19 protein-coding genes are annotated in these 23,945 nt (G+C 69.0%); 10 read left to right on the top strand and 9 right to left on the bottom strand.

What is annotated here, in order from left to right:
• Positions 1-63: 63 nt before the first annotated feature.
• Genes BFN01_RS06445 through BFN01_RS06430 form a run of 4 tightly spaced genes read right to left on the bottom strand, consistent with a single transcriptional unit; the run spans position 64 to position 4,080 of the window.
• Positions 64-804, bottom strand: coding sequence for an ABC transporter ATP-binding protein (locus BFN01_RS06445; RefSeq protein WP_071642778.1), 741 nt, complete (start codon positions 802-804; stop codon positions 64-66).
• Entirely contained in the window at positions 804-1,817 is a 1,014-nt protein-coding gene (locus tag BFN01_RS06440; protein WP_071642776.1) for an ABC transporter ATP-binding protein, read from the bottom strand. The genes BFN01_RS06445 and BFN01_RS06440 overlap by 1 nt, the downstream gene beginning before the upstream one ends.
• On the bottom strand, positions 1,807-2,784 hold the full coding sequence (locus BFN01_RS06435) for a branched-chain amino acid ABC transporter permease (RefSeq protein WP_071642774.1): 978 nt from the start codon (positions 2,782-2,784) through the stop codon (positions 1,807-1,809). Before BFN01_RS06435 ends, BFN01_RS06440 begins: the two co-directional genes overlap by 11 nt.
• A gap of 3 nt (positions 2,785-2,787) precedes the next feature.
• Positions 2,788-4,080, bottom strand: coding sequence for a branched-chain amino acid ABC transporter permease (locus BFN01_RS06430; RefSeq protein ID WP_071642788.1), 1,293 nt, complete (start codon positions 4,078-4,080; stop codon positions 2,788-2,790).
• Between the two features lie 346 nt (positions 4,081-4,426).
• On the opposite strand from BFN01_RS06430, the gene guaB reads away from it, so the two are divergent.
• Genes guaB through BFN01_RS06415 form a run of 3 tightly spaced genes read left to right on the top strand, consistent with a single transcriptional unit; the run spans position 4,427 to position 8,795 of the window.
• On the top strand, positions 4,427-5,929 hold the full coding sequence (guaB, locus tag BFN01_RS06425; RefSeq protein ID WP_071642773.1) for an IMP dehydrogenase: 1,503 nt from the start codon (positions 4,427-4,429) through the stop codon (positions 5,927-5,929).
• A 59-nt stretch (positions 5,930-5,988) separates the two neighbouring features.
• Positions 5,989-7,344, top strand: a complete 1,356-nt coding sequence (locus tag BFN01_RS06420; protein WP_071642771.1) for an MFS transporter — start codon at positions 5,989-5,991, stop codon at positions 7,342-7,344.
• On the top strand, positions 7,341-8,795 hold the full coding sequence (locus BFN01_RS06415) for an aspartate aminotransferase family protein (protein WP_371261000.1): 1,455 nt from the start codon (positions 7,341-7,343) through the stop codon (positions 8,793-8,795). Before BFN01_RS06420 ends, BFN01_RS06415 begins: the two co-directional genes overlap by 4 nt.
• Before the next feature lie 114 nt (positions 8,796-8,909).
• Here BFN01_RS06415 and BFN01_RS06410 read toward each other — a convergent pair whose 3' ends face one another.
• Positions 8,910-9,755: a type IV toxin-antitoxin system AbiEi family antitoxin domain-containing protein gene (locus BFN01_RS06410; protein ID WP_071642769.1), complete on the bottom strand. Its 846-nt coding sequence runs from the start codon at positions 9,753-9,755 to the stop codon at positions 8,910-8,912.
• Positions 9,756-10,011: 256 nt separating this feature from the next.
• Here BFN01_RS06410 and BFN01_RS06405 point away from each other — a divergent pair, with 256 nt between their 5' ends.
• The 5 genes from BFN01_RS06405 to guaA all read left to right on the top strand — a co-directional run bounded on the left by BFN01_RS06405 (position 10,012) and on the right by guaA (position 18,844).
• Positions 10,012-11,130, top strand: coding sequence for a GuaB3 family IMP dehydrogenase-related protein (locus BFN01_RS06405; protein ID WP_071642766.1), 1,119 nt, complete (start codon positions 10,012-10,014; stop codon positions 11,128-11,130).
• Complete coding sequence (locus BFN01_RS06400) at positions 11,127-11,927, top strand: SURF1 family protein (RefSeq protein ID WP_071642764.1); 801 nt, start codon at positions 11,127-11,129, stop codon at positions 11,925-11,927. The genes BFN01_RS06405 and BFN01_RS06400 overlap by 4 nt, the downstream gene beginning before the upstream one ends.
• A 158-nt stretch (positions 11,928-12,085) precedes the next feature.
• Positions 12,086-16,690 carry an ExeM/NucH family extracellular endonuclease gene (locus tag BFN01_RS06395; RefSeq protein ID WP_083428672.1) on the top strand — a complete coding sequence of 1,535 codons (4,605 nt, stop codon included), beginning with the start codon at positions 12,086-12,088 and terminating at the stop codon, positions 16,688-16,690.
• Positions 16,691-16,778: 88 nt separating this feature from the next.
• Positions 16,779-17,261 (top strand): DUF3817 domain-containing protein, encoded by a 483-nt coding sequence (locus BFN01_RS06390; RefSeq protein ID WP_071642762.1) that lies wholly within the window; start codon positions 16,779-16,781, stop codon positions 17,259-17,261.
• On the top strand, positions 17,258-18,844 hold the full coding sequence (gene guaA, locus BFN01_RS06385) for a glutamine-hydrolyzing GMP synthase (protein ID WP_071642761.1): 1,587 nt from the start codon (positions 17,258-17,260) through the stop codon (positions 18,842-18,844). The genes BFN01_RS06390 and guaA overlap by 4 nt, the downstream gene beginning before the upstream one ends.
• A 59-nt stretch (positions 18,845-18,903) precedes the next feature.
• Here guaA and BFN01_RS06380 read toward each other — a convergent pair whose 3' ends face one another.
• The gene (locus tag BFN01_RS06380) at positions 18,904-19,173 is read right to left on the bottom strand and encodes a GlsB/YeaQ/YmgE family stress response membrane protein (protein WP_071642759.1); all 270 of its coding nucleotides are present in this window, start codon (positions 19,171-19,173) and stop codon (positions 18,904-18,906) included.
• 209 nt (positions 19,174-19,382) lie between these two features.
• On the bottom strand, positions 19,383-20,315 hold the full coding sequence (locus tag BFN01_RS06375) for a Bax inhibitor-1/YccA family protein (protein ID WP_071642782.1): 933 nt from the start codon (positions 20,313-20,315) through the stop codon (positions 19,383-19,385).
• 87 nt (positions 20,316-20,402) lie between these two features.
• Here BFN01_RS06375 and BFN01_RS06370 point away from each other — a divergent pair, with 87 nt between their 5' ends.
• Positions 20,403-21,386 (top strand): glycerophosphodiester phosphodiesterase family protein, encoded by a 984-nt coding sequence (locus tag BFN01_RS06370; RefSeq protein ID WP_071642780.1) that lies wholly within the window; start codon positions 20,403-20,405, stop codon positions 21,384-21,386.
• 9 nt (positions 21,387-21,395) lie between these two features.
• Here the strand turns inward: BFN01_RS06370 and BFN01_RS06365 are convergent, their stop codons facing one another.
• A complete protein-coding gene (locus BFN01_RS06365) occupies positions 21,396-21,788 on the bottom strand; it encodes a YccF domain-containing protein (protein WP_071642757.1) in 393 nt (130 codons plus the stop codon).
• Between the two features lie 24 nt (positions 21,789-21,812).
• Positions 21,813-22,211: a pyridoxamine 5'-phosphate oxidase family protein gene (locus BFN01_RS06360; RefSeq protein ID WP_071642755.1), complete on the bottom strand. Its 399-nt coding sequence runs from the start codon at positions 22,209-22,211 to the stop codon at positions 21,813-21,815.
• Positions 22,212-22,282: 71 nt separating this feature from the next.
• Between BFN01_RS06360 and BFN01_RS06355 the strand changes: the two genes are divergently transcribed.
• The coding region (locus tag BFN01_RS06355) for an ATP-dependent helicase (RefSeq protein WP_071642753.1) at positions 22,283-23,945 on the top strand (1,663 nt) is incomplete at its 3' end.

Genomic DNA, 23,945 nt, shown 5'->3' with positions numbered 1-23,945 from the left:
GATCGGCATCCGGGGCTTTCTTCATGCCCGGCCGCAGAGCGCGGGTGACAGCGGAATCAGGTGTCAGGCGGCGTCCTGGCCGAGCGTGCCCAGGTACAGGCCGATCACCTTCGGATCGTTCAGCAGGTCGCGGCCGGTTCCCTCGTAGGCATCCCGGCCCTGGTCGAGCACGTACCCGCGGTCGCAGATCTGCAGGCAGCGGCGTGCGTTCTGCTCGACCATGATGGTCGTGACGCCCGCCTTGTTGATGTCGGAGACGCGGATGAACGCGTCATCCTGGCGCACGGGCGAGAGGCCGGCCGAGGGCTCGTCGAGCAGCAGCACAGACGGGTCCATCATCAGGGCACGCGACATCGCGACCATCTGGCGCTCGCCGCCCGACAGCGAGCCGGCGCGCTGGTTCAGGCGCGTGCCGAGCTCGGCGAAGATCCCGGTGACGAACTCGAGACGCTCGGCGTAGATCTTCGGGTTCTGGTACAGACCCATCTGCAGATTCTCGGCGATGGTCAGCGAGGGGAACACGTTGTTGGTCTGCGGCACGAACGCCACGCCCTTCGACACGAGCTTGTCGGCCGTCAGGCCCACGATGCTCGACCCGTTCAGCGTGATCTCGCCGTCGCGCACCTGCACCATGCCGAAGATCGCCTTCAGCAGCGTCGACTTGCCCGCGCCGTTCGGTCCGATGATCCCGATGAGCTCGCCCTTGCGAGCGACCAGGTTCGCACCGTTGAGGATGTTCACGCCCGGGAGGTAGCCCGCGTGCACGTTCGTGAGTTCGACAACGACCTCGTCGGAGGCATCCATCACTTCTTCTCCTCTTCGGCATCCGCCTCGAGCTCGGCTTCGGCCTCGGCCTCGATCTTCTCGCGCAGCCGCGTCGCGGCGGCTCCGGAGCCGGCGTCGTCCGGGATGACGATCCGGCCGGTGACCGCGCCGAGATCCACATCCTGATGCGCGCCCAGGTACGCGTCGACCACGGCCGGGTCCTCCATGACCGTCTCGGGCGGGCCCTCGGCGACCACGCGGCCCTCGGCCATCACCACGACCCAGTCGGCGATGTGGCGCACCATGTGCATGTCGTGCTCGACGAAGAGCACCGTCATGCCGCGGTCCTTGAGACCGAGGATGTGCTCGAGCAGCGACTGGGTCAGGGCGGGGTTCACCCCGGCCATCGGCTCATCCAGCATCACGAGCTGCGGGTCGCTCATCAGCGCCCTGGCCATCTCGAGCAGCTTGCGCTGCCCGCCCGAGAGCGCGGCCGCGAAGTCCTTCTCCTTGGCATCCAGCTTGAAGAGCGTCAGCAGCTCCCGCGCCTTCCGCTCGATCTCCACTTCCTTCTTCTTCCAGATGGCGGGGACCAGGCTCGCCCAGAACCGCTCGCCCGGCTGATCGGGCGAGCCGAGCTTCATGTTCTCGAGCACGGTCAGCAGCGACAGCGCCTTGGTGAGCTGGAAGGTGCGCACTTGTCCCATCCGCGCCACCTTGAAGGAGGGGATGCCGGCGAGGTTCTTCCCGTCGTACTGCCAGGTGCCGCTGCTGGGCCGGTCGAAACCGCAGAGCAGGTTGAACAGCGTCGTCTTGCCGGCACCGTTGGGGCCGATCAGGGCGGTGATCGCACCGCGCGGGATCTCGAGGTGCTCCACGTTGACGGCCGTCAGGCCGCCGAAGTGACGTTCGACTCCGTCGACGACGAGGATCGGATCGACCTTCGCCACCCCGGGGGCCGCCGGCCCCTTCGCGAGGCCGGTCGACTTCTGGCGCGTGACCGGAACGGAGGCCGCGTCCGCAGCCCCGACCGGCTGATTCTCATTTGACAAAGGTCATCTCCCTCTTGTCTCCGAGGATGCCCTGCGGGCGATAGATCACGATCAGCATCAGCGCCACACCGGCGAGGATCCAGCGCACGATCTCGGCCTGCGACGACGACATCGGCAGGTAGCCGGCCGTCGCCATCTGGGGGAGCAGATTGCCGAGGAAGGCGAACAGCACCCAGAAGAGCACGGCGCCGAGCGTCGGGCCGAAGACCGTCGCCGCGCCACCGAGCAGAAGCACCGTCCACAGGAAGAACGTCAGCGACGTCGAGTAGCTGCCCGGCACGACCGCCGAGGGCAGCACGAAGACGATGCCGCCCGCGGCGCCGATGACGCCGCCGACGACGAGCGCCTGCATCTTGTACGCGAACACGTTCTTACCGAGCGAGCGCACCGCGTCCTCGTCCTCCCGGATGCCCTTGAGCACGCGGCCCCACGGGCTGCGCATCAGCGCCCAGACGAGCAGGATCGACACGGCCAGCAGCATCAGGCCGAACACGATGTTCCACAGCTCCGTGGCGTTGTAGGTCCACGGGCCGAACCCGTAGGTGCCCTCCGGGATGGGGTTAGCCGCACGGAAGCCCTCGTGGTAGCCGCTGCGGCCTCCGGCCGCGCCCGTGACGTCCTCGAACAGACGGGTGAGGAACAGCAGACGCACCACCTCGGCGGTCGCGATGGTCGCGATGGCGAGGTAGTCGGCGCGCAGGCGCAGGGTCGGGATGCCGAGCAGCAGCGCGAACAGCGCACCGCCGGCCAGGCCGATGAGCATGCCCAGCCACCACGGCGCGCCCAGGGTGAGCACGGGGACGGCGTAGCCGTATGCGCCGACGGCCATGAACGCGGCCATGCCGAAGTTGAGCAGTCCCGCGTAGCCGAAGTGCACCGCGAGGCCGGTGGCAGCCAGGGCGTACGCGATGGTGACCGGGCTGAACAGGTAGGCGGCGGTGTTGCCGAAGATCGATCCGAAGTCCACGCGTCAGCCCAGCCTTTCCTTGCGACCGAACAGACCCTGCGGTCTGACCAGGAGGATGACCACCAGCGCGACCAGGGCGGTGGCGTACTTGAGGTCGGAGGGGACGCCGAGCAGCGTCGAGACCTCGACCGAGATGCCGACGATCAGCGATCCGATCAGGGCGCCGATCGCCGAGCCCAGGCCGCCGAGCGTTATCGCGGTGAAGATCAGCAGCAGCATCTGCATGCCCATGTCCCACTTCACACCGGGACGGAAGTAGGCCCAGAGGATGCCCGACAGCGCCGCGAGCGAGCCCGAGATGATCCAGACGATCCGCACCACCCGGTCGACGTCGATTCCCGAGGCCGCGGCGAGCTGCGGGTTGTCGGAGATCGCGCGGGTGGCCTTGCCGATGCGGGTGCGAGTGAGGAAGTAGGCCATCCCGAGGATGGCGGCGAGGCTGATCGCCATCGCGATGAGGTCGATGTACGACAGCGAGATCGGGCCGAGCCGCATCGGGGCGGGGCTCGAACCGGGCAGCTGCGCGGTGTCGCCGCCGATCATGTACTGCAGCACGTAGCGCAGCGCGAGCGAGAGTCCGATGCTGACGATCATCAGCTGCACGATGCCGAGACCGCGTCGGCGCAGGGGGCGCCAGATCCCGGCATCCATCGCCCAGCCCAGCGCACCGCCGCCGATCACCGCGGCGATGATCCCGGCCCACAGCGGCAGGTTCCAGAACGATGTGAACAGCACCACCACCACGCCGCCCCAGGTGACCATCTCGCCGTGCGCGAAGTTGGAGAGGCGGGTGGTGCCGTAGATCAGCGCGGCACCCATCGAGGCGAGGCCCAGCAGCAGACCGAAGTTGATGCCGCCGATGGTGCGCGAGATGAGCTGGTCGAGGAAGGAGACGGTGACGCGCTCACCCTGTCCGAGGAACAGGTTGACGATCTTCGTGCCGGTGAGGCCGAACTCCGCCTCGAACGAGCCGCTCGTCCCGTCGACGGCGGTCACGCCCTCGGGCAGCTGCGAGGTGTCGACGATGACGCCCTTGGGGAGGGTGTCCTCATCCACCGCGATGGTGTACTTCTTCTTCTCGGGCACGTAGAGCTTCCACTTGCCGTCGGCGCCGGTCTGCGTCTCGCCGGTGAAGCCGTTGCCGTCGACCGCCAGCTTCACGCCCTCGATCGGCTCGCCCTTGTACGTGATGTTGCCGGCGAAGTAGAAGTCGGTGACCTCCTGACCGTCCGGCGTCGTCTCCGCATGCGCGGCACCGGCCGGCATGCCGAAGACGAGGAAGGCGGCGAGCAGCATCGCGAGCAGCGCGAGCACACCGTTTCGGGGGCGCTGAAGCGCCGCAGTTCTGAGTCCCACGCATCCTCCACATCGAGTGCATCGAGCGACTTCGGGTCGTCGCTCCGCTTGGACGTCGCACTGAGCGTATCCCGTCGTCGGCACGCATCGCACCATCCGTGTCCTGATCGGAATCTCGGGAGTGTCCGACCTGACGTGCATGGCGTTCCCGACGTTCTCGGCGTTCTCGGAATAACGCGGGCGCGAGCGCGCTTAGAATCTATACACCGTCACACCATCTCCGGTCGCAGACGTCCCCGCGCATTCGCCATTCGATCGCGCCTCCGGCGCAGAGGAGCACGCTTTGATGCAGCAGCACGACCCGTTCGGTTTCGTCGGACTCACCTACGATGACGTGCTCCTCCTTCCAGGGCACACCGACGTCATCCCCAGTGAGGCCGACACCTCCTCCCGGATCACGCGGCGCATCTCCGTGGCCACTCCACTGCTCTCCAGCGCGATGGACACGGTGACCGAGGCCCGCATGGCGATCGCGATGGCGCGCGAGGGCGGCATCGGCATCCTGCACCGCAACCTGTCGATCGCCGACCAGGCCGCGCAGGTCGACCGGGTCAAGCGCAGCGAGTCGGGCATGATCACCGACCCGATCACCACGACCCCGGACGCGACCGTCGAAGAGGTCGACAACCTGTGCGCGCGCTACCGGATCTCGGGGCTGCCGGTCGTCGACGAGGCGGGCCACCTGGTGGGCATCATCACCAACCGCGACATGCGCTTCGTCTCGGGCTTCGAGCGCCAGACCACGCTGGTGAAGGACGTCATGACGAGCGAGAACCTCGTCACCGCTCCCGTCGGGGTTCCCGCCGGCGAGGTCATCGCCCTGTTCGCGAAGCACCGCGTCGAGAAGCTGCCGCTGATCGACACCGACGGAACGCTCGCGGGCCTCATCACGATCAAGGACTTCGACAAGAGCGAGAAGTACCCGCTCGCCACCAAGGACGACCAGGGCCGCCTGCGCGTGGGCGCGGCGATCGGCTTCTTCGGCGACGCGTGGGAGCGCGCCGAGGCGCTGCGGGATGCCGGTGTCGACCTTCTCGTCGTCGACACCGCCAACGGCCAGTCGCAGGGCGTCATCGAGCTCGTCAAGCGGCTCAAGGCCGACCCCACCTTCGAGCACATCGACATCGTCGGCGGCAACGTCGCGACCCGCGAGGGTGCGCAGGCTCTGGTGGATGCCGGCGTCGACGCCGTCAAGGTCGGTGTGGGCCCCGGGTCGATCTGCACCACCCGCGTAGTCGCCGGTGTCGGCGTGCCGCAGGTGACCGCGGTGTACGAGGCGTCCCTCGCGGCCGGCCCCGCCGGTGTGCCCGTGATCGCCGACGGCGGCCTGCAGTACTCGGGTGACATCGCCAAGGCGCTGGTCGCCGGGGCCGACGCCGTCATGCTCGGCTCGCTGCTCGCCGGCACCGACGAGTCTCCGGGCGAGATCGTCTTCCAGTCGGGCAAGCAGTTCAAGCAGTACCGCGGCATGGGGTCGCTGGGCGCCATGCAGACCCGCGGCAAGCAGACCTCGTACTCGAAGGACCGCTACTTCCAGGCCGACGTCCCCAGCGACGACAAGCTGATCCCCGAGGGCATCGAGGGGCAGGTGCCGTACCGCGGTCCGCTCTCGGCCGTGGCGTACCAGCTGATGGGCGGTCTGCGTCAGTCGATGTTCTACGTCGGCGCCCGCACCATCGAAGAGCTCAAGGCGCGCGGCCGCTTCGTGCGCATCACCGCGGCGGGGCTGAAGGAGTCGCACCCGCACGACGTGCAGATCGTCGTCGAGGCGCCGAACTACAAGAAGTAGGTTCTTCTGCCTCGGCCGGGCCGGACGACGCGCACGCACCCACCACTAGAGTGAGCCGCATGCGCTCAGCGTCGAACACGCTCACTCGCGGACAGATCACCCGCTACGCCATCGGCTCGCTCGGCACCGGGGGATTCTCCACGCTGCCCGGCCTCGTGCTGGTCTACTACCTCACCGACTCGCTGGGCGTGACGGCGCTCGCCGCCGGCGCGATCGTCACCGGCGCCAAGGTGTGGGACGTGCTGATCGACCCGGTGATCGGCGGGCTCAGCGACACGGCACTCGCGCGCTCCGGATCGCGTCGCGGACTCATGCTGATCGGATCGATCGGCCTGCCGATCGCGTTCGTGCTGACCTTCGCCGTGCCCGCCGGCATCGGACCGGTGGCCTCAGGCGCCTGGGTGCTCATCGCGTTCATGCTCGCAGCGACATGCTTCAGCCTGTTCCAGGTGCCGTACATCGCGCTGCCGGCCGAGCTCACCGACGACTATCGCGAGCGCACCCGTCTGCTCACCTGGCGGGTGGTGATGCTGACCGTCGCGATCCTGCTGTTCGGAGCCGGCGGGCCCGAGATCCGCGGCATGTTCGAGGGCGACCCGCTGCTGGGCTATCTCGTGATGGCGGCCGTGGCCGCCGTGCTGCTCGGCGTGGGTCTGTTCGTCGCATCCACCGTCGCGCCCACCCGCCCGATGCTGCCCGTGCGTCCCGGCGCATCGATCGCGAAGCACTATCGCGACGGCATAGCCGCACTGCGTGAGAGCCAGCCGTTCCGCGTGCTGCTCGGCGCGTTCATGCTGCAGGGACTCGCGACCGGGCTGATGCTCGCGGCCGCGCAGTTCGTGGCGCGCTGGGTGCTGGGCGACGAGGGCGCGGTGACCCCGCTGTTCGTCGCGCTGATCGCTCCGGCTCTGCTGATGGCTCCGGTGTGGAAGATCGTCGCAGACCGCATCGGCAAAGAGCGCGGATTCCGGATCGCCAGCTCGGCGTTCCTCGCGGCGACCGCGGTGCTCGGCGTGATGATCTGGACGCCCGGATGGTGGATCCTCGCACCCGTCGCGCTCGCCGGCGCGGCCTACGCGGGCATGCAGACGCTGCCGATGGCGATGCTGCCCGACGTCATCGCGCACGATCACAGCGCAGGCGGACACGACAACCGCTCCGGGGTGTTCAGCGGAGTGTGGACGGCGGGGGAGACGACGGGCATGGCACTCGGCGCGACGGTGCTCTCGATCGTGCTCGCGGCCACCGGCTACATCGAGACCACGGCCACGGTCGAGGTCGTCCAGCCGGATGCCGCCGTGACCGGCATCGCGGTGGCTTTCAGCCTGCTCCCGGCGGCGCTCATGCTGCTCAGCCTCGTCGCACTCGCCCGCTACCGGCTGCGAGAGCACGACATCGTCGGGACGTCGGCGTGAGCGACATCCTCGATCGTCTGCGCCGGATGCGCGCCGCAGACGCGCCCACGCACGGCGGAAGGGTGCTGTCGTACGTGTACGACTCCGGTCTCGCCGAACTCGACGAGCTGGCCGACGCCGCGGCACGTCTCGCGCGACCTCTCAACGGCCTCGATCCCACCGTGTTCCCGTCGATCGCCGCGATGGAGCGCGACGTGATCGGCTTCACCCGACGGATGCTGCACGGCAGCCGATCGGTCGTCGGCACCGTCACGAGCGGGGGGACCGAGAGCTGCCTGCTCGCGGTCAAGACGGCCCGCGACCTGTGGCGGACGTCGCATGCCGACTCGGCGGGGGGCGTCCGTCCGCGCCTCGTCGCCCCGGCCACCGCGCACGCCGCGTTCATCAAGGCCGCGCAGCTGTTCGATCTCGAGTTCGATCCCGTGCCCTGCTCGCCCGACGGAACGATCGCGGCAACCGACCTCATCGAGCGCCTCGGAGACGACGTCGCCCTCGTCGTCGTCTCCGCGCCGTCGTATCCCACCGGACTGCTCGATCCGATCGCAGAGGTCGCGGCCGCGGCATCCGGTCGGGGGATCTCCTGCCACGTCGACGCGTGCTTCGGCGGATTCGTGCTGCCGTGGTGGCCGGGGCTGCCGGCATGGGACTTCCGCGTGCGCGGGGTCACGAGCATCTCGGCAGACGTGCACAAGTTCGGATACGCACCCAAGGGGGTGTCGGTGCTGCTGCAGCGCGGCCGGCGCCGCCACCGGGCGCAGTACTTCGCCACGACGGGGTGGGCCGGCTACCCGGTCGTCAATCCGACCCTGCTCGGCTCGCGCTCGGCGTCACCGCTCGCCGCTGCGTGGGCCATCATCGAGCATCTCGGCGACGACGGGTACCGGCGGCTGACGGGCTCGATCCACCGGGTCGCGCACGCCGTCAGGAGCGCGGTCGACGACATCCCCGGCCTGCGGGTCATCGGCGACCCGATCGGGCCGGCGATCGCGCTCGGCTCGGACGACAGCGTGCCGGCATCCGAGCGCGTCGACCCGCACCGCCTCGCCGACGCGATGGTGGGGCACGGATGGAAGATCCAGCCGCAGCCTGGTCTGGTGCAGCAGAACGGCGTGCGGATCGCGCACAGCGCGCACCTCACGCTCACCCCCGTGATCGAGCACCAGATCGGGGAGTTCACGCGCGCGCTCGCGGCCGCGGCCGACGAGGTGCGCGGCATGCCCGCGGCGGACCCGTGGCTGCTGCTGGCCACCCTGCGGCTGCTCGGCTACGGCCCGGGCGGGCGCGTTCCCGGTCCGACGGCGGCGTGGCGACTGCTGCGGCTCGCCGGCGCGGGGTCGGTGTCGGCGGATCGGCCGATGGCCACGCTGATGGCCCTGCTCGAGCAGCTGCCGCAGCCCGTCGCCGAGGCGCTGCTCATCGAGCTGCTCGCGCGGATGTCCGAGCCGCGCTGACGCATCGGCCGGTCGGTTCCACCGCCCGTCGGAGGTAGGCGAACACGCGCAGGTAGGCGGGAGGTCGGGTGGATCGGCCTACGTCCGTGCGTTCGCCTGCGCCGGATGCCCGGATCAGCGCCGGGGTGACAGATGCAGACCCTGCGCGATCGCGTTCATGAGCGTCTCCATCACGTATCGCGCGTCGAACATGACCTGCTGGTAGTCGAAGCGGAGCACCGTGTAGCCCAGCAGAGCGAGCCGGGCGTCCTGCCGCAGATCGCGCCGCCTGTCCTTCGCCTCGCGGTGGAACTCGAAACCGTCGAGCTGGACGACGAGTCGCTCGCCGATCAGCGCGTCTACCCGGTGACCGTCGATGACGACCTGCTGGCGCACCTCGAGGCCGCACGTCTGCGCGATCCGCACGAAGGTCGTCTCCACGCCCGAGTCCGACAGCGCGCCGACCATCTCGAGCACCTGAGCCGGTCGCAGCGATCCCCACTGCGTCCGTCGCAGCTGGGTGAGGGTCACCGATCCGGTGCGCAGCGCCGATTCCCACACCGTGGCCGCTTCGGCGGGATCGAGGCACCTCGCGACGTGGAAGAGCACGTTCAACAGCGGCTCCTCGGTGCTGAAGCGAGCCACGGGGAGCGGCCCTTGCGCCCAGCGCATCTGCAATCCCTCGCGCGCGTTGCGGGATGCCGTCGGCGCGACCGCGACGTGCGTGTTCTCGGCCGCCGGAACCCAGAGACCTTTCTCGCGCGCTGCGGTGATGCAGGTGATCCGTCCGCATGCCTGCGCGGCTTCGCGGCGCTGCGGAGAGCAGTCGGCGCTGACCAGCCACGATCGACGTACCCGCTCGAGGGTCCCCGCCTCGACCGCCGTGCGCACAGTCCAGTCGGAGTATCCGGCGGCGCGCGCGTCCGAGCTGTGCGCGATGCCGTGCCGCTGTTCCATCCAGGTCAGCAGAGGAGTTCTCATGACGCACGAGCCTGGCGGCCTCGGGCATCCGACGGGCCGGGAAAGGGCCGAATGTGGGCGGAATGCGCGTACGCGGCTTGTGTGCAGGAAGAGTGGGCTCCCGGTGCACTCGGCCGAGGTAGGCGAACACGCCAGCGCAGGTGGATGAACCCTCCCTGGGGCCTACCTCCGCGTATTCGCCTACCGCCGGCGGGCGGCGAGCGAGCCCGTCGGCAGAGGGGCCGCCGGCGACCACGGGTAGGCTGTAGGGGTGAGCATGGACATCGAGATCGGCCGAGGCAAGCGCGCGCGCCGCGCGTACACGTTCGACGACATCGCGGTGGTCCCATCGCGACGCACCCGCAATCCCGCCGACGTCTCGACCGCGTGGACGATCGACGCGTTCTCGTTCGACATCCCGGTGCTCGGCGCCCCGATGGACTCCGTCGTCAGCCCGGCGACCGCCATCGCGCTCGGCCGGCTCGGCGGGCTCGGCGTGCTCGACCTCGAAGGCCTGTGGACCCGCTACGACGACCCGCAGCCGCTGCTCGACGAGATCGCCGCGCTCCCCGCGGAGACCGCCACCGTGCGGATGCAGCAGCTGTACTCCGAGCCGGTCAAGCCGGAGCTCGTGAAGCAGCGCCTCGCCGAGATCCGCGAGGCCGGCGTCACCGTCGCGGGCTCGCTCACCCCGCAGCGCACCCAGGAGCTGTACGAGACCGTCGTCGCCGCCGGCGTCGACCTGTTCGTCATCCGCGGCACGACCGTCTCCGCCGAGCACGTCTCCAGCGCCGTCGAGCCGCTGAACCTCAAGAAGTTCATCTACGACCTCGACGTGCCCGTCATCGTCGGCGGCGCCTCCACTTACACCGCCGCCCTGCACCTCATGCGCACGGGCGCGGCGGGCGTGCTGGTCGGCTTCGGCGGGGGAGCGGCGTCGACCACGCGCGTGACCCTGGGCATCCACGCCCCGATGGCGACCGCCGTGTCGGACGTCGCCGCCGCTCGCCGCGACTACCTCGACGAGTCGGGCGGACGCTACGTGCACGTCATCGCCGACGGCGGCGTCGGCACCTCCGGCGACATGGTGAAGGCCCTCGCGATGGGTGCGGATGCCGTGATGCTGGGTGTCGCGCTGTCGCGCGCGACGGATGCCCCTGGACAGGGCTTCCACTGGGGCGCCGAGGCGCACCACCCCGAACTTCCCCGCGGCCGGCGCGTCGCCGTCGACCGGGTCGCCGACCTCGAGCGGATCCTGTACGGCCCGGCACCCGTCGCCGACGGGACCGCCAACCTCATCGGCGCGCTGCGCAAGTCGATGGCGACCACCGGGTACTCCGACCTCAAGGAGTTCCAGCGGGTCGAGGTCGTGCTCGCGCCGTACGAGCTGGGATGACCGAGCCGCTGCCCGCTCCGGCGCAGGAGTTCCCGCCGACGCTGCGCGAGGTGATGCTGCGCGGGCGCTGGATCGGCGTGCTGCTGCTCTGCCTCGTGGTCGCCGGCGTCTTCGCCTGGCTCGGACAGTGGCAGCTCGCGCGCGCGATCGACACCGACCCGCCGCCCCCCGGCGCGACCGAGCAGGTGCGCCCGCTGACCGACGTGGTCGAACCGGGGCAGTACCTGCCCGAGCCGCTCGGCGGTCAGAAGGTCACCACGAGCGGCGAGTGGGTCGCCGAGGACTTCATCGTGATCTCGTCCCGGTTCAACGCCGGCGTCGAGGGGTACTGGGTCACCGGGCAGCTGCGGGTCGCCGATCGCACGTCGATCGCCGTCGCGCTCGGCTGGGCTCCGACTCGAGAGCAGGCCGAGGCCGCAGCCGACGCGCTCGCCGGTCAGGGGGCTGCCGAGGTCGAGCTCACCGGTCGGCTGATCGATGATGAGGGCGTCGAGCTGCCGCCGGCCGACGACGTCTTCGCGCTGACGAGGATGTCGCCCGCGGCGCTGCTCAGCCAGTGGCACGACGTCGAGCAGCTCGACGTGTACCGCCCGTATCTGGCATCCCTCACCGCCCCCGCCGGACTCGTCGACATCGACTCACCGGCGCCCGAGGAGAAGTCGCCCGTCAACTGGCTGAACATCTTCTACGCGGCCGAGTGGGCGATCTTCGCCGGCTTCGCGTTCTACCTCTGGTACCGCCTGGCGAAGGATGCCTGGGAGCGCGAGGTCGAGGAGTTCGAAGACGCGCACGCCTGACGCGACGGCGGGGTGACCATCCGGTGACGGGTGGGCGAACCCTCTTGCCGGATGTCGGAGGCCCGGCCTATGGTCGCTTTCATGCGCGAGCACGTGCTCGAGCGTCTGACGGCGGATCCACGAGATCTCCGGCCAACCAGAATGAGGAGACGGCATTCATGATGCACACCCCTGCCGATCGGAACGCGGCCGTTCCGATCGCCCACCAGAGGAAGCGGGGGCGCATCGCCGCGCTCGCGCTCACCACGGCGTTCACGATGAGCATGGGATCGCTCATCGCCGCGCCCGCCTTCGCGGATGTCGCCGGCACCGGCGTCGTCATCAATGAGGCCTACCTGTCCGGCGGCAGCGCCGGTGCCGCGTTCAAGAACAAGTTCATCGAGCTGTACAACCCGACCGACAAGGACGTCGTGCTCGACGGGATGTCGCTGCAGTACCGCTCCGCGGGAGGCTCGGGCGCCTCGAACGGGGTCGTCGCGCTCACCGGAACCATCAAGGCCGGTGGCTACTTCCTCGTTCAGGCGAACAGCAACGGCACCGCGGGTGCCGCTCTGCCCACGCCCGATCAGACCAGCACGCTGACCCCGAGCGGCACCGCGGGGACGATCGCCCTCGTGCAGGGCGCTTCGGCCGTGACGCTGCCCGTCGGGGATGCCGCCGGCGCGGACGGCGTCGTCGATCTGCTCGGATACGGCAGCTCGAACACCTTCGAGGGCACGGTCGCCGGAGCGCCCGCCGGCAACACCGACGTGAAGTCGCTGAACCGCACCGACGGCAAGGACACCGACGACAACAAGACCGACTTCGCGCTCTCCGCGACGATCACGCCCACGAGCTCCGGCAGCACCACCGAGCCCGAACCCGAGCCCGAACCCGCGCAGAAGGTGAGCATCGCCGAGGTGCAGGGCACCACCGACGTCTCGCCGTACAAGGGCAAGACCGTCACCGTCGAGGGCGTCATCACCGCCGATTACCGCACGGGCGGCTACAAGGGCATCGTCATCCAGACCGCAGGGTCAGGCGGCGCAGACGACAAGACCCCGGATGCCTCGGACGGCATCTTCGTCTTCCTCGGCGGCACGACCGTCCCCGGTGCGATCGGCGACCTGGTCTCTGTGACCGGCGTGGTCGACGAGTACTTCGGCCAGACGCAGATCGCCCCGTCATCGGCATCCGGCGTCTCCGTCGTCACGGCGGGCGCCGGCGTGCCCGCTCCCGCGCCCCTGCCGACCACGGTCGTCGGCACGGCGCGCGAGGCGTACGAGAACATGCTCGTGCTGCCCACCGGCGACTACCTCGTCGCCTCCAGCCACCAGCTGTTCAACTTCGGCACGCTGTGGCTGAATCCCGGCGAGCTCAACGTGAAGGGCACCGAGCTGAAGCGCCCGGGGGCCGAGGCGGATGCCATCGCCGCGGCGAACCGCGCCGACCGGGTCCTGCTCGACGACGGCTACAGCATCCAGGTGAGCAACAAGGACCACGCGAACGACCAGCCGTACTTCACGAAGGACACCGTCGTGCGAAACGGCGACGCGGTCGACTTCGGCGGCAAGGGCCTGGTGCTGCAGTACGGCTTCGACGACTGGCGGCTGCAGCCCGTCACCCCGCTCGACAGCGCGTCGCCGGCGGACGAGAAGCTCGGGTTCACCACGAAGAATCCGCGCCCCGAGGTCCCCTCCGTGGGCGGCGACGTGCAGATCGCGTCGTTCAACGTGTACAACTACTTCACCACGCTGACCAGCGAGAACGCCGACGCCCGTGGCGCGAAGACCGCGGCCGAGTTCGCGATCCAGAAGTCGAAGATCGTCTCCGCGATCAACAAGCTGGATGCCGATGTCGTCTCGCTCATGGAGATCGAGAACTCGGTGAAGCTGGGCGAGCCCGCCGACACCGCGCTCGCCGACCTGGTCGACGGGCTGAATGCGGAGGCCGGCAGCGGAGTGTGGGCGTACGTTCCCACCCCGCAGTCGCTGCAGAACGCGGCCACCACCGACTTCATCACCAACGCCATCATCTACAAGGCGAACGAGGTGAAGCCGGTCGGCGACGCGCAGACCATCGACGACGAGACAGTGTGGGGCAACGCGCGCGAGCCGATCGCCCAGGCGTTCGACGCGGACGGTCGCACGATCACCGTGATCGCGAACCACTTCAAGTCGAAGTCCGGCTCCGGCACGCAGCCGGCCGACGGACAGGGCTTCTTCAACGCCGACCGCGTGAAGCAGGCGCAGTCGCTGCTCGCGTTCACCGAGCAGCTGGAGAAGACCAACGGCGACGACATGCTGCTGATCGGCGACTTCAACGCCTACGGCCACGAAGACCCGATCGACGTGTTCACGTCGGAGGGGTGGGTCGACACCGTTCCCGTGCATTCGCCCGGCAGCTACACCTACACGTTCGACGGCGAGCTGGGCTCGCTCGACCACGTGATCGCCTCGCCCTCGCTGGCGCGCTCGATCACCGGCGCCGACGCGTGGACGATCAACTCGCCGGAGTGGAGCGACCGCGGTTACGCGTACGGCGCCACCGAGACGGGCACCCCGTTCCGCTCGAGTGACCACGACCCGATCCTCGTCGGCGTCTCGGCCACCGAGCCGCCGGTCAGCATCGACATCGCCACGATCAACGACTTCCACGGCCGCATCGAGGCCGACGGCAAGGCAGCCGGCGCGGCAGTGCTGGCGGGAGCGGTCAAGGCGGTGCGCGAGGCCAACCCGAACACGATCTTCGCCGCCGCCGGCGACCTGATCGGCGCATCGACGTTCACCTCGTTCATCCAGGACGACAACCCGACGATCGACGCGCTCAACGCCGCCGGCCTCGACGTGAGCGCCGCGGGCAACCACGAATTCGACCAGGGGTGGGCAGACCTTCGCGATCGCGTGCAGGAGCGCGCCGACTGGGAGTACATCTCGTCGAACGTGTTCCTGAAGGGCTCGGATGAGACGGCCCTCGCCCCGTCATGGGTGAAGGAGGTCGACGGCGTGCGGGTCGGCTTCGTCGGCGCCGTGACCGAAGAGCTCGACTCGCTGGTCTCGCCGGCCGGGATCGCCGACCTCGAGGTGCGCGACATCGTCGACTCGGTCAACACCGCAGCCGCGAACCTGCGAGACGGCGACGACGCCAACGGCGAAGCCGATGTGGTCATCCTGCTCGTGCACGAGGGGGCGACCACCGTGTCGGCCGACAGCATCACCCCCGAGTCGGCACTGGGCGAGATCGTCTACGGCGTAGGCGACGACGTCAGCGCGATCGTCTCGGCGCACACCCACCTGGCCTACAACCACGTCATCGACGGCCGTCCGGTCGTGTCGGCGGGGCAGTACGGCGAGAACATGGGCGTGATGAACCTGAAGGTCGACCCGAACAAGAACGAGCTCATCTCGATCACCAACGAGATCCGTCCGCTGGCGGGCAACTACCAGCCGGTCGCCGAGGTGCAGGCCATCGTCGACGAAGCCAAGAAGGAGGCCGACGTGCTCGGCGCCGTCAAGGTGGGCGACATCACGGCCGATCTCAACCGCGCTCGCCAGGCCGACGGCACCGAGAACCGCGGTGGCGAGTCGACGATCGGCAACTTCGTCGCCGACGTGCAGAAGTGGGCCACGGGCGCTGACGTCGCGCTGATGAACCCGGGCGGCATCCGCGCCAACCTCACCTACGCCTCGTCGAACGCGAACGACCCCGACGGCAACGTCACCTATCGTGAGGCGGCGACGGTGCAGCCGTTCGCCAACACGCTGGTCACGACCCAGCTCACCGGTGCACAGCTGAAGGCCGTGCTCGAAGAGCAGTGGCAGCCGGCGGGCGCCAGCCGTCCGTTCCTGAAGCTCGGCGTCTCGGAGGGGCTGTCGTACACGTACGATCCCACCGCGGCGCAGGGTGAGCGGATCACCTCGATCACCCTGAACGGAGCCGCTCTCGACCCGGCCGCCTCGTACACGGTCGCGGCGAACTCGTTCCTCGCCGCCGGTGGAGACAACTTCTCCACCCTGGCGAAGGGCACCAGTGCCAAGGACACCGGCAAGATCGACCTGCAGTCGATGGTCGACTGGTTCGACGCGAACAAGACGGCGAGCCCTGACCTCGACCAGCGCGCCGTGGGCGCGTCGATCACGCCGGCCCCGGGTGCGGACGGCTACGCCACGGGCGACGTGGTGACCGTGGCGCTGTCGTCGCTCGCGTTCAGCGCGGGCGATCGGGTGCCGACGACGGTGGAGCTGTCGCTGGGCGGCGTCCCGGTGGGTTCGGCCGCGGTCGACCCGACCATCGTGAACACGACCGACGAGGTCGGCCGGGCGAGCATCTCGTTCACCGTGCCTGAGGGATCAGCCGGTGCGCCGCTGGTCGCGACGCCGGACGTGGGCGCGGCGGTCACGCTGCCGTTCACGGTGGCCGCCGACGAGCCCGAGCCCGGACCGTTCGAGGGCACCATCACGACGGGTTCGTCGAAGGTCAGCGCCGGCGGCACCCTCGCGCTGACCGGCGAGCGCTTCACCCCCGGCGAGACGGTGACCGTCGAGCTGCGTCCCAAGAAGGGGCAGGCCGTGCAGGTCGGCACCGTGCAGGTCGGAGACGACGGAACGTTCTCGACCACGGTGCGCGTGCCGAAGAGCACTCAGCCGGGCAAGTACACACTCGCAGTGGTGCAGGCCGACGGCGACGCGGCCACCGCCACGGTGCACGTCAACCGCGCCGGCGGAGTGAGCGGCATCATCCAGCAGATCGTCGACTGGATCTGGGGTCTGATCACCCGCTGGTGATCACGGCACGCATCTGATGCGGGCGGAGGCCGTCGGGAGTGATCCCGGCGGCCTTCGCCGTATCAGCGCGGCGGCTAGAATGGAGGGCATGCCCGAGCCCAGAGTCGCCAGCTTCCCGGCGATCCGCGGAGCGCTGAAGTTCTACCAGGTCGCCTCGATCATCACCGGCGTCATGCTGCTGCTGCTCGTGACCGAGATGGTGCTGAAGTACACGCCGATCCACCTCGAACTCTTCCTCGGCGGATCCGGCGGTCCGCTCTGGTTCGCCGAGGTCGTCGAGACCGCCGACGGGCTGGAATCGACCGGTGACGGATTCAACGTGTCACAGGGCATCCTCGTCGCGCACGGCTGGTTCTACGTGGTCTACCTGTTCGCCTGCTTCCGCATGTGGAGCATGATGCGCTGGCCGTTCGTGCGCTTCATCCTGCTCGCCCTCGGCGGTGTCATCCCGCTGCTGTCCTTCTTCATGGAGACGCGCGTGGCGCGCGACGTGAAGGCCTATCTCGCCCAGCGCGAGGCCGCGGAGCCAACCGCGACGCCTGCGCCCACCACCACGGAAGGTGCCCGTTGACCGAGCAGACCGAGACCCAGCAGCGCCCCGCGCTGGTCGTCGACTTCGGAGCGCAGTATGCGCAGCTGATCGCCCGCCGCGTCCGGGAGGCGGGCGTGTACAGCGAGATCGTGCCGCACACCGCCACGGCGGAGGAGATCGCGGCGAAGAACCCCGTCGCGCTCATCCTGTCGGGCGGCCCCTCCTCGGTGTACGACGACGGCGCACCGCAGCTCGACCCGGCCGTGTTCGACCTCGGTGTTCCGACGCTCGGCATCTGCTACGGCTTCCAGTACATGGCGCAGACCCTCGGCGGTGAGGTCGCGCACACGGGTCTTCGCGAATACGGCGCGACCGACGCGCACATCCCCGCCACCGACAGCACGCTGCTCGCCGGTCAGCCCGCTGAGCAGAACGTCTGGATGAGCCACGGCGACCAGGTGTCGCGCGCTCCCGAGGGCTTCGACGTGCTGGCGACCACCGACGCGACGAAGGTCGCCGCCTTCGCGAACGAGGAGCGCAAGCTCTACGGTGTGCAGTGGCACCCCGAGGTCAAGCACTCCGACCACGGCCAGGCGATCATCGAGAACTTCCTGCACCGGGGTGCGGGGCTTCCCGCAGACTGGAACAGCGACAACGTCATCGCCGAGCAGATCGAGCGCATCCGCGAGCAGGTCGGCGACGCCCGCGTCATCTCCGCGCTCTCCGGCGGCGTCGACTCGGCCGTGTCGACGGCCCTCGTGCACAAGGCGATCGGCGACCAGCTGACCGCCGTGTTCGTCGATCACGGGCTGCTGCGCAAGGGCGAGCGCGAGCAGGTCGAGAAGGACTACGTCGAGTCCACCGGCGTGCGGCTGATCACCGTCGACGCCGTCGACACGTTCCTCGGCCACCTCGAGGGGGTCACCGACCCCGAGACCAAGCGCAAGATCATCGGCCGCGAGTTCATCCGCGCGTTCGAGCAGGTGCAGCGCGACCTCGTCGAAGAGGCCAAGGCCACCGGCGGCGCGCCGGTGAAGTTCCTCGTGCAGGGCACCCTGTACCCCGACGTGGTCGAGTCGGGCGGGGGAGCGGGCACCGCGAACATCAAGTCGCACCACAACGTCGGTGGCCTGCCCGACGACCTCGACTTCGAGCTCGTCGAGCCCCTGCGCGCGCTGTTCAAGGACGAGGTCCGCGCCATCGGACGCGAGCTCGGCATCCCCGAGGCGATCGTCGGCCGCCAGCCGTTCCCCGGCCCCGGCCTCGGCATCCGGATCATCGGGGAGGTCACGCGCGAGCGTCTTGAGATCCTCCGCGAAGCAGACGCGATCGCCCGCGAGGAGCTCACCAAGGCGGGCCTGGACGAGACGATCTGGCAGTGCCCGGTCGTGCTGCTCGCCGATGTGCGCTCGGTGGGCGTGCAGGGCGACGGCCGCACCTACGGCCACCCCATCGTGCTGCGCCCGGTCTCCAGCGAAGACGCCATGACGGCCGACTGGACGCGCCTGCCCTACGACGTGCTCGCCAAGATCTCGAACCGCATCACCAACGAGGTGCGCGAGGTCAACCGCGTCGTGCTGGACGTCACGTCCAAGCCGCCGGCGACCATCGAGTGGGAGTGATCTCCCGACGCTCCGCTCGCACATGAAAGAGGCNNAGCGGCCTCTTTCATGTGCCCGTATCAGGCGCGGCGGCTGCCGCGACCGACGACGAGGCCGTAGATCAGCAGCACGATGATCGAGCCGCCGATGGCCAGCAGCCAGCTGCCGAGGTCGAAGAAGCCCTCGACGCCCTTGCCGAACAGCACGCTGCCCAGCCAGCCGCCGAGCAGTGCGCCGACGACTCCGAGGATGAGGGTGACGATCCAGCCGCCGCCCTGCTTGCCCGGAAGGATCAGCTTCGCGATCGCACCAGCGATGAGTCCGAGGAGGAGAAAGGCGAGGAAGCCCATGAGTGTCTCCGATCTGTGAGTGATACCCGGGGTTCCGGATTCCTCTACCCTGCCCGATACCTACGAATATGCGGCACACCCTTGTGTCGGTCGGCGGGATGAGGTAAGGGCCTCTCAGGCGCGTGATGCGCCGCGGCTGTAGCGGCCCTGCAGACGCCGAACGGGCCGCCCTCCGAGGAGAGCGGCCCGTTCGCGATGCGGGGGTCCGATCAGTCGTTTCCGCGCAGGATCGCGAGGATGCGCAAGATCTCGACGTACAGCCAGACGACGGTCACCATGATGCCGAACGCTCCGAGCCAGCCGTACTTGCGCGGGGCGCCGTTGCGGACGCCCTGCTGGATCTGGTCGAAGTCCATCACCAGCGAGTACGCGGCCATGAAGACGACCAGCACGCCGATGATGAGACCGAGCGGGATGCCGAAGATCTCTGCGCTGTACAGGCCGAAGGCCTGGCCGGCGGGGAGGACGCCCGTCCACATGAGCACGAGGTTGAGCACCGAGAAGACCAGGTAGCCCAGCATCGCGATCATGACGACCTTGGTCATCTTCGCGCTGGCGCGCACCTTGCCGCTGGCGAAAAGGGCGAGGGTGACGCCGACCACCGCGATGGTCGCCAGAGTCGCCTGCATGACCACGCCCGGCCAGATGATCTCGAAGTAGGCCGAGATGGCGCCGACGAACAGGCCCTCGAACGCCGCGTAGGCCCAGATGAGGGCGGGGCGCACCTTCTTGCGAGAGGTGAACGTGACGACCATGGCGAGCACGAAACCGCCGAGTGCGCCGACGAGCCATGGGGTCATGTCGGCGTTGCCACCGGAGTTGACGAAGCTGGTCGCCGTCCACACCCAGCCGACGACCGCGGTGACGAGCAGGATGGCGAAGAGGCCCGCGGTCTTCCAGACCGTGTCCTCGACCGTCATCCGGTCGGTCTCCAGCGCGCCCGCGGACGGCGAGGTGTACATGCCCTCCAGCTGCGCGTTTGCGGCGGCATCCATTCCCGCGTGCTGGAACGACGCGGTGCCGGCGGCGGCGCCCGGTGCGGGCGGCGGTGCGTAGGTGCCCTGAGACGAACCGGGATAGGACGCGACATTTCGCGGATCCTGCTGCTGGAACGCCGGGTTGTTGAATGCGAAATTGCTCATGGTGGCCTCTGCTCCCGAGGGATCGGTCATCTCTTTCCTCAAAGATACTCGCGGCAACCTATGGAATGGGTGCTTTACGCTGTGAGCGTGCCCAGGAGAAGACCGCTCGTCATCGGGCATCGCGGTGCCCCCGGATACCGACCGGAGCACAGCCGCTCGTCGTACGAGCTCGCGTTGGCGATGGGGGTGGATGCCGTCGAGCCGGATGTCGTTGCGACGAAGGACGGCGTGCTCGTGCTGCGGCACGAGAACGAGATCTCCGGCACGACCGACGTGGCCGATCACCCCGAGTTCGCCGATCGACGCACGACCAAGCGCGTCGACGGGGTCTCGCTGACCGGATGGTTCACCGAGGACTTCACCTGGGCCGAGCTGTCGACGCTGCGCAGCCGGGAGCGGCTGCCCGAGATCCGTCGATCCAGCGCGACGTTCGACGACGGTCAGCCGATCCTGCGCCTTCCCGACCTGCTCGACCTCGTGCGCGCCGGGTCGCACGAGCACGGCCGGGAGATCGGCATCGTGCTCGAGATCAAGCACGCCACGTACTTCGACAGCATCGGACTCGATCTCGCGCCGCTTATCGAGCGCGACCTGCGCGCGGGCGGCTGGGCGGACGGCGACCTGCCGCTGATCATCGAGTCGTTCGAGTCGACGATCCTGCATCGACTGCAGAAGACCGGTATCGCGGCATCCTTCATCTACCTCATCGAGTCACGGGGCAAGCCGTTCGATCTCGTCAGCGCGCTGGGCCGGCAGGCGCCCGCATACGCCGTCGCCGTGACGCCCGAGGGGCTCGACCAGCTGGCCGGCACGGTCGACGGCATCAGCGTCAGCAAGAGGATGCTGCTCGCGCCGGGCAACACGATCGTCGCCGACGCGCATGCGCGCGGTCTGCGGGTGTTCACCTGGACGTGCCGCCCGGAGAACACCTTCCTCGACCCGCGGTTCCGCGTCGGCGCAGCGACGTCGGCGTTCGGGGACTACGAGGCCGAGTGGCGCGAGATCGCCGACACTGGCGTCGACGGCGTGTTCGTCGACCACCCCGATCTGGGAGTCGCGTTCTTCGGCTGAACCGGCCGGTCAGGCTCGGAAAGCGCCGCTGCGAGCGGGGACGATCTCCTTGCCGAGCGGCATGAGTGACACCGGCACGAGCTTGAAGTCGGCGATGCCCATCGGAATGCCGATGATGGTGATGCACAGCGCGATGCCCGAGAGGATGTGTCCGAGCGCGAGCCACCAGCCGGCGAGGATAACCCAGACGATGTTGCCGAGAACCGAGCCGAGGCCGGCCTTGGGGTGGTCGACCACCTGACGCCCGAACGGCCACAGCGAGTATCCGGCGATGCGGAACGAGGCGATCGCCCACGGGATGGTGACGATCGGGATGCACAGCACGATGCCTGCCAGGATGTACCCCAGCCACAGCCAGAATCCGGCGAAGATGACCCAGATGATGTTGAGGATCGTGCGCATGGCCCGATTGTGCCACCTCTGCGCTCAGTGCGGACGGCGCACCCGGCGACCGGAGATCGATGCCGGGGTGAACCGCAGCGGCAGCGACCTGTCGCCCTCGGCCCACGGAGTGCGCCGCGTCACACCGGGCACGGCCGCCAGCTCGTCGTCGGTCATCTCGGAGACGGATCCGCTCAGCAGCACGCTCCAGCCGGAGCCGGCGAGATCGTCGTGGTGGTCCACCTCGAACGCGATCCCCACGGTGCTCTCCGGCAATGCGCGCAGCAGGCCGGACGGTGCCGTCCGGATCACGACGTCATCGCCGTCGATGAGGTAGTTGACCGGGATAATCTGCACCCGGGCATCCGTGACGAAGCCGAGCCTTCCCACGGTCGTCGCGCCGAGCAGCTCCCGGCATTCCTGTTCGGTCAACTCGGTCATCATCGGGGCACCGTCCTCTCGGCTCGCTCCGAGCGTACCCCGGTGTCGGACGTCCCGAATAGACTCGACGTGCCATGACCGACGCCCCCCTCATCGTCCCCGCATCCTCCGGCCCCCGCCTCTCCGGCGGCCGCGACGAGCTGCTCGCCGGGCTCAACCCGCAGCAGCTCGAGGCGGTGACCCACCGGGGCAGCGCGCTGCTCATCGTCGCCGGCGCGGGGTCGGGCAAGACGAGTGTGCTCACCCGGCGGATCGCGCTGCTGCTGCGCGAGCGCGAGGCGTGGCCGAGCCAGATCCTCGCGATCACGTTCACCAACAAGGCGGCGGCGGAGATGCGCGAGCGCGTCGCCGGTCTCGTGGGCGACGTCGCCCGCGGGATGTGGATCTCGACCTTCCACTCCGCGTGCGTGCGGATCCTGCGCCGCGAGGCCGAACAGTTCGGCTTCACCAAGTCGTTCACGATCTACGACTCGGGTGACTCCCGCGCCCTGCTGAAGCGGCTGGTGAAGGAGCACGACGCGGATGCCTTCGGGCTCACCCCCGGATCGGTGCAGTCGCGCATCTCGAAGCTGAAGAACGAGCTGACGGATGCCGAGGGCTTCGCCCGCCAGGCGAATCTGAGCGATCCCGCCGAGCGGAAGTTCGCCGACATCTTCTCGGACTACCAGCGGGCGCTGCAGAAGGCGAACGCGTTCGACTTCGACGACCTCATCGGCCAGACCGTGTACCTGTTCCGTGCCTTCCCGCACGTCGCGGACGTGTACCGGCGTCGCTTCCGGCACATCCTCGTCGACGAGTACCAGGACACCAACCACGCGCAATACGCGCTGATCCACGAGCTGACCCGGCCGGTGTCGGGGCAGGCCGCAGAATCGGATGCCTTCGCGATGAACGGCATGCGCGTTTCGTCTCGCCCTTCGGGCTCGCTCAACGAGCGGGATCCGGGGATGATGATTTTCGAACCGACTCCTTCGGAGCACACCGAGGGCGCGTCGCTGACGGTGGTCGGCGACTCCGACCAGTCGATCTACGCCTTCCGCGGCGCCGACATCCGCAACATCAGCGAGTTCGAGCGCGACTTCCCCGGAGCGAAGGTCGTGCTGCTCGAGCAGAACTACCGGTCGACGCAGAACATCCTGTCGGCGGCGAACGCCGTGATCGGAAACAACTTCGACCGCAAGGCGAAGAACCTGTGGAGCGATCGGGGGCCCGGCGAGAAGATCGTGGGCTTCACCGGCTACTCCCAGCACGACGAGGCGCAGTTCGTCGCGGACGAGGTCGAAGCGCTGCGCCGCGCGGGCATCCCGTACTCCGAGATGGCGGTCTTCTACCGCACCAACTCGCAGTCGCGTGCGCTGGAGGAGATCTTCATCCGCGCGGCCGTGCCCTACAAGATCATGGGCGGCACGAAGTTCTACGAGCGCGCCGAGATCAAGGACGCCCTCGCGTACCTCGTCGCCGTGGCGAACCCGGCTGACGAGATGGCGGTCCGTCGCATCCTGAACAAGCCGCGGCGCGGCATCGGCGACGTCACCGAGACGTCGATCGCGCGCTTCGCGGACGAGAACGGTCTCAGCTTCCGCGATGCGCTGCGCAACGCCCCGCTGCTGGGGGTCGGGCCGAAGATCCAGGCGGCGATCACGCAGCTCGACGCCGTGCTGAACGAGGCAGCCGAGATTCTCACCCCGTCATCCGGCGAGGTGCCGCCGGCGACCTCGGTCGCCGAGGGGCTCACCG

The organism is Microbacterium sp. AR7-10, from assembly GCF_001878835.1.
In the GTDB taxonomy this organism is placed as follows: Bacteria; Actinomycetota; Actinomycetes; order Actinomycetales; family Microbacteriaceae; genus Microbacterium; species Microbacterium commune.
The sequence above is the reverse complement of the archived record's forward strand: the minus strand, read 5'-3'. Positions and strand labels throughout refer to the sequence as shown.